This is a genomic window from Mastigocoleus testarum BC008, assembly GCF_001456025.1.
In the GTDB taxonomy this organism is placed as follows: domain Bacteria; phylum Cyanobacteriota; class Cyanobacteriia; order Cyanobacteriales; family Nostocaceae; genus Mastigocoleus; species Mastigocoleus testarum.
This window is the reverse complement of record NZ_LMTZ01000142.1, coordinates 59,733-66,017: the sequence shown is the minus strand read 5'-3', so window position 1 is coordinate 66,017 and position 6,285 is coordinate 59,733. Positions and strand designations below refer to the sequence as shown.

General features: G+C 35.9%; 4 protein-coding genes. 3 read left to right on the top strand and 1 reads right to left on the bottom strand.

From position 1 onward, the window contains the following. The first annotated feature begins 346 nt into the window (after positions 1-346). The 3 genes from BC008_RS38390 to BC008_RS38380 all read left to right on the top strand — a co-directional run bounded on the left by BC008_RS38390 (position 347) and on the right by BC008_RS38380 (position 5,793). Positions 347-2,722 (top strand): response regulator, encoded by a 2,376-nt coding sequence (locus BC008_RS38390; protein WP_027844182.1) that lies wholly within the window; start codon positions 347-349, stop codon positions 2,720-2,722. A gap of 410 nt (positions 2,723-3,132) precedes the next feature. After that, the gene (locus BC008_RS38385) at positions 3,133-5,256 is read left to right on the top strand and encodes a PAS domain S-box protein (RefSeq protein ID WP_058184497.1); all 2,124 of its coding nucleotides are present in this window, start codon (positions 3,133-3,135) and stop codon (positions 5,254-5,256) included. Between the two features lie 156 nt (positions 5,257-5,412). Further along, positions 5,413-5,793, top strand: a complete 381-nt coding sequence (locus BC008_RS38380; protein WP_027844181.1) for a response regulator — start codon at positions 5,413-5,415, stop codon at positions 5,791-5,793. A 202-nt stretch (positions 5,794-5,995) separates the two neighbouring features. Here BC008_RS38380 and BC008_RS38375 read toward each other — a convergent pair whose 3' ends face one another. Beyond that, positions 5,996-6,250, bottom strand: a complete 255-nt coding sequence (locus BC008_RS38375; protein WP_027844180.1) for a DUF7219 family protein — start codon at positions 6,248-6,250, stop codon at positions 5,996-5,998. Positions 6,251-6,285 lie beyond the last annotated feature (35 nt).

The window sequence follows — 6,285 nt, the reverse complement described above, 5'->3', positions numbered from 1 at the left end:
TGTGGGGAGTGTGGGGAGTGTGTGGAGCGTGGGGAGTGTGGGGAGTGTGGGGAGTGTGGGGAGCGTGGGGAGTGTGGGGAGCGTGGGGAGTTTGGGAAATCTGTTGACTGAGTTATGTTTCTGGTTCCTCATACCACGAAATATTAAATTACGGCTAATGTGAATTAAATTCAGCCTTGTAATATGAAGGGTTTCAAGAACCGGTTTAAGTCATGTTCGTAATTATTTTTACAAATTTCCGTTATTTCAACTTCTAATTCACACAATACGTAAATTAATTTTGCCCAGGCGCTTAAACTTATAATGGCTGCTTTAAAATCAGCAATAGTTTGGCTTATTTTTTCGCATGAAAATTCTGGTAGTAGATGATGATGAATTTACTGCACAAGCACTTAGCTCTTTTCTTGAGGTGCAGAACTATGTAGTAGAAATGACACATGATGGTGAAGCAGCTTGGGATCTAGTACAAGCTTTTGATTACGATTTAATTTTGTTGGATGTAATTTTACCGAAGTTAGATGGTATAGCTCTGTGTCAGCGATTACGTAAGTACGGATATCAAATGCCTGTTCTACTGCTGACAGGTAAAAACAGTGGTCATGAAAAAGCTGTAGGTTTAGATGCAGGTGCAGATGACTATCTTGTAAAACCTTGCGATCCAGAAGAGTTGGTCGCACGGGTGAGGGCTTTACTGCGTCGCAGCAATGCTACTTCTATGCCAGTGCTAGAGTGGGGAAATTTACGTTTAGACCCCAGAAGTTGTGAAGTAACCTATGACGGGAAGATAATTCATTTTACTCCCAAAGAGTATGCCATGCTTGAGCTTTTCATGCGAAATCCCCGTAGGGTTTTTAGTTGTAGCGCCATCTTAGATCGGGTTTGGTCTTTTGATAGTACCCCAGGGGAAGAAGCTGTGAGAACCCAAATCAAGGGTTTGCGACAAAAGTTAAAGGCTGTTGGTGTGGTCGATGCAATTGAAACAGTTTATGGAATCGGTTATCGTCTGAAAATTTCCGACACCAAGAAACGGAAAAAAACTGCGAAAAAGTCTGCCAAGAATGACTTATCTGAAATTAGCAAACAAACTCAACAACAAACATTAGCAGCTTTAGCAGGAGTCTGGAGGCAATTTCAAGGTAGAGTTGAACAACAAATAGATACATTACTACAAGCCACTGCTGCAATTGAAGAAAATAAAATTGATCGAGATTTACTCGCACAAGCACATCGGGAAGCTCATACTTTAGGCGGTTCTTTAGGTACCTTTGGTTTAAGTGAAGCTTCCGGTTTAGCCCGTAAAATTGAAAGTTTGCTCGACCCGGAAAATCTCAAGTCTCAACAATTATCTTTACAACCAAAAGCAATCAAACAGCTGAATCTGTTGACGATCGCCCTGCGTCAAGAAGTAAATAACTACAACAATACCGAAATATCCATTTCTAGCCCGACTTCTACCTCATCAATTAGTTCTGATGAAAAACCATTTTTATTAATAATTGAAAAAGACCGCCAACTTATAAGCGAGCTATTTATTGAGGCTGATGTGCGGGGAATTAGAGCGGAAGTTGCAACAAATTTACAAACGGCACTAAAAAAAATATACAATCAAATACCTCACCTGATACTTTTCGATCCTTCCGTTGCGGGAACAATCGAGAAAGGTTTGGAATTCTTAAATGAAATTAGTGTTTTTAAGCAACCTATACCGATTATTGTATTCACATCTGAAGATAGCTTAAATTATCGCGTTGAAGTTGCTCGCAAGGGAAGCAAAGTTTTTCTACATAAACCCCTCCCTGCAAATGAGGTTTTAGAAGTAGTAGATCGAGCTTTAAGACAAAATGACCAAACTTCTGAAGCAGTTATTTTAGCTGTTGATGACGACCCACAAACCTTAGCAATGCTGCAAAGCTTACTACAGCCTTGGGGACTAAAAATTGTAACTTTGAGCGAACCACAAAGATTTTGGGAGACCTTAGAAGAAACGGAACCAGATTTATTAATTTTAGATATTAAAATGCCCCATGTAAATGGTATTGAGTTGTGTCAGGTCGTGAGGAATGATGCTCGTTGGGGTGGTTTACCAATTTTGTTCCTCACTGCTTATAAGGATATTGACAGCGTAAATCAAGTATTTAATGTTGGTGCTGATGATTTTGTTAGCAAACCAATTATTGGTCCGGAACTGGTTGCTCGGATTATTAATCGTTTAGAAAGAATAAAACTAGTCCGTACTCTTGCAGAAACCGACCCTGTGACAAAATTAGCCAATCGTCATAAGTCATCCCAGGAAATAGAAAAGTTCTTGCATCTAAGCCAGAGATGTCGTCAACCTTTATGTTTCACAATTTTAGATTTGCAAAACTTTAAACACATTAACAATACATTTGGTTATGCAATTGGTGATTCTGTGTTGCGCGAAGTAGGGCAAACTTTAAGAAAATCTTTTAATCAGGAAGATGTAGTTGCCCGTTGGGGAGGGGGGGAGTTTATTATATGTATGTATGGTGTGGATCGCGATCGAGCACGAAAGGAGATCGGGAAAATTTTAGAAAGCTTAAATCAACAAGAGTTTTTCGCTCCAGATGGTAATAAGCTCAAAGTAAATGCTTGTGTAGGGTTGGCACTATATCCTGAAGACGGTACTGAATTGCAAAAATTATATGTATCCGCAGTCCGGGATTTGTCCAATGCAAAATTGGCTAGAGGTTCCCATGTTTAGCGAAAATCAATTGAAACATTAAACAAAGTAGATTTAATAAGAGGATATTGAACAAGTATAATTGGATTAATTTCCCATTTTTACAACCTTTTATTATTTCAAAAAAAGCAAATCAGGTAAATTATGGCTTTAGCAAGGTCATTCACAAGGATTAGATTAACTTCAAAAATTTTTGGGGCAATATTTTATGTATAGCTTTTCACAGTCCCGCTCTTACAAAAATATAGAAAGCAGATTTACGGTTTGCATTTAGCAATTACTGTAACTATTTTTAGATTTAAAACCTGATTTAAAAACTTTGAATACCGTTTTCTTTTCAAGTTTATAAAAAGTTCCCATATTAGCGAATTTATGTCTTTACGAAGTAGAGAATTTAGTCATTAACTAATTAATCAAAAAAGTATTTAAGAATGAACAGTTCTAGTTCTGAGTATGAGACAGAACGTATTGAGGCTCTTTATGAATATAAAATTTTAAATACCGAAGCAGAGCCAGTGTTTGATAATCTGGTTTATCTAGCTACAAATATTTGTGAAACCCCTGTAGCTGTAATTAATTTGATTGATACCAAAAAGCACTGGTTTAAATCTTGTATCGGTTGGGAAGGAGTAAAAAAGAAAATACCGTTTTGTGATTTTACTATTTCCTACCCTGATCTGTTAATTGTCACAGACTGTTTGGAAGATGAACGTTTTGAGCGAAACTCCTTCACGATCAATGGGAAATTAGTTCGTTTCTATACAGGTGTTCCCTTAAAAAATGCTGCTGGATATTCTGTTGGAACTTTATGCGTACTTGACTATACACCACGTTCTTTAAGCTTAAAGCAGATTGAAAGCCTCAAAGCACTTGGGAAGCAGGTGATGATGATTTTGGAACTCAGACGAGATTCCATTGACGTTCAACAGAAGTCAGAAAAAATTCAACAACAGGAATTGAGTAAAACTGCAGAATTTATTGAAATCAATCAAAGATTGGAATCAGAGGTCAATCAACGCCAAGAAATAGAAAAAGCTTTGCAAATATCTCACAAGTATCTTTCTGGTATTGTTGATATTGCTGACGATGCGATTATTTCTATGGATAAAGAGCAAAATATTCTTTTATTCAATCAAGGTGCAGAAAAAATTTTTGGTTATACCGCAGCAGAAGTAATAGGAAAACCCCTCGATATACTTTTACCAACAAAATACCATCAAAGTCATAGAAAATATGTTGTCGATTTTGAAAAATCAAACGACAGAGCTAGGAGAATGGGTAAACGTCAAGAAATATTTGTCAGAAGAAAGAACGGTGAAGAATTTCCAGTAGAAGCTTCAATTTCTAAATTAAAGTTAGATCGAAATATTATTTTTACGGCGATTTTACGTAACATTAGCGAAGAAAAAAAATCAAAGGAAGCTTTATCACAACTTTCTCAAAAACACGAATTAATTCTGAATTCTATTGGAGAAGGTTTATTTGGTTTAGATAAATCGGGAAAAATCACATTTGTAAACCCTGCAGCAATCAGTTTACTTGGATATGAAAAACAAGAGTTAATCGGTCAAAACATAGATATGCTGCTAGCAAATAACCCATGCATAGCAAAACCTGACGCAGATATTGAATGTGTGGTGAGAAAGTTCAAAATACAAGAAGTCAGCAACGACATATTTCGACGAAAAGATGGTTCGGTATTTCCAGTGGAATATATTCATAATCCAATTTTAGATCGGGGTAAAGTTGTCGGAGCGGTTATTGCATTTAAAGATATTAGCGATCGTCAAATTATCGAACGGATGAAAGATGAGTTCATTTCTGTTGTCAGTCACGAACTCCGTACCCCCCTTGCATCAATTCATGGGTCTTTATGTATTTTAGATCGCGGGTTGATAGATACGAGTTCAACCAAAGGTAAACGCTTGCTACATATTGCTGCTGACAGTACAGCACGCTTGGTGGAGCTGGTTAACAACATTCTAGATATCGAGCGCATCACTTACGGCAAAATGAAGATGCATAAACAAATTTGTGAAGTATCTGAAATTATTGTTTATGCTGCAAATAAAATGCAAAATATGGCGCAACGTTATGGAGTCAGCTTATCCGTATCGACTATTTCCGCTCAAATTTGGGCTGACGGCGATCGCATTATTCAAACTCTAACTAATTTACTGAGTAACGCGATCAAATTCTCCACATCTGGAGGAAATGTGCGCTTAAGTGCTTATATTTGTGAAGATTTAGAAACTTGCATTGGTAACAATAAGAATTTATCTGAATATTTCTCCCGCAGGTATACTGGTACCTACGTTAGCTTTCAAGTAAAAGATGAAGGATGTGGCATTCCCATCGATAAGCTAGATAATATATTTGATAAATTTCATCAAGTTGATACTTCTGACACTCGGAAAAAAGAGGGTAGTGGCTTAGGTTTGACTATATGTCAGCATATTGTGCAACAGCACCTAGGGAAAATATGGGTTGAAAGTAAATTAGATCGAGGTAGTACTTTCTATTTAATTTTGCCCCTACATTTATATGAGGAGTAATATATAGATGAATATCAAAATACCTCAACAATTATTATAAAAAACGTAAATTAATTCTAGTTAAAAGTGCTTCTTGAGTAAAGTTCTGTAAGAATATCAATATTAGAATATTGAATAGTATTTTAATACTTATAAACATTCACTCTATAATTAAAGATGGAAAATAAACGTATACTAGTAATTGATGATGAAGAATATGTTCGGGAAGTCGTTCAAATTTGTTTAGAGACTGTAGCCGGATGGGAAGTTATCGCTGCAAATTCTGGTATTTCTGGTATTGAGATAGCAGAGAAAGAACAACCTGACGCTATTCTGCTTGATGTTATGATGCCTGAAATGGATGGGATAATGACTTTCAAAAAATTACAGCTAAGTCAATTAACTAAAAATATACCTATAGTTTTATTGACAGCAAAAGCAGAAGTTACTCAAGACCAAGAATTAGCTGAAATTGGTATTAAGGCTACTATTCCTAAACCATTCGAGCCCTTAGAACTACCAGTTCAAATCGCCAAAGCTCTTAATTGGGATGTATAAATCTAATTAATTATATTTCACAAAAAATATTTGATAAATCAACCAAAATTAATATTTTAGTTGATTTATGGGAACAGAATAATGCTAATAGCATAAAAGCACTACTAACGAGCCATATTAGATTTTTGATTATTGATTTTTGATTGTTGATACTTTATTCTCTATATTCAAAATAATCCGCGTTATTTATGTAATTCCTCAGTTATTTAGCTTCGTCGTTTTGAAATGGATGCTCTCCAACCTTCAGTAATTTCTTACTTTCTTTGAGTTGTTTCCAAAGAATTTTTATTTCCTTGAAAGCTTCTTCCCCGGAAATTTTTCCATTACTTTCTAGATTACAAATGTATCCAACCTTTTGAGCGAATTCCTGTAGATTTGCATTAAACACTAAATTTTCAGGCTTGACCTTACCGTGATAGGAACTGTGGGGATAAAGAAAATCAAATTTAGTACTCATAGAATTTTCCTGGGATTATCTATACGTATCCTGTC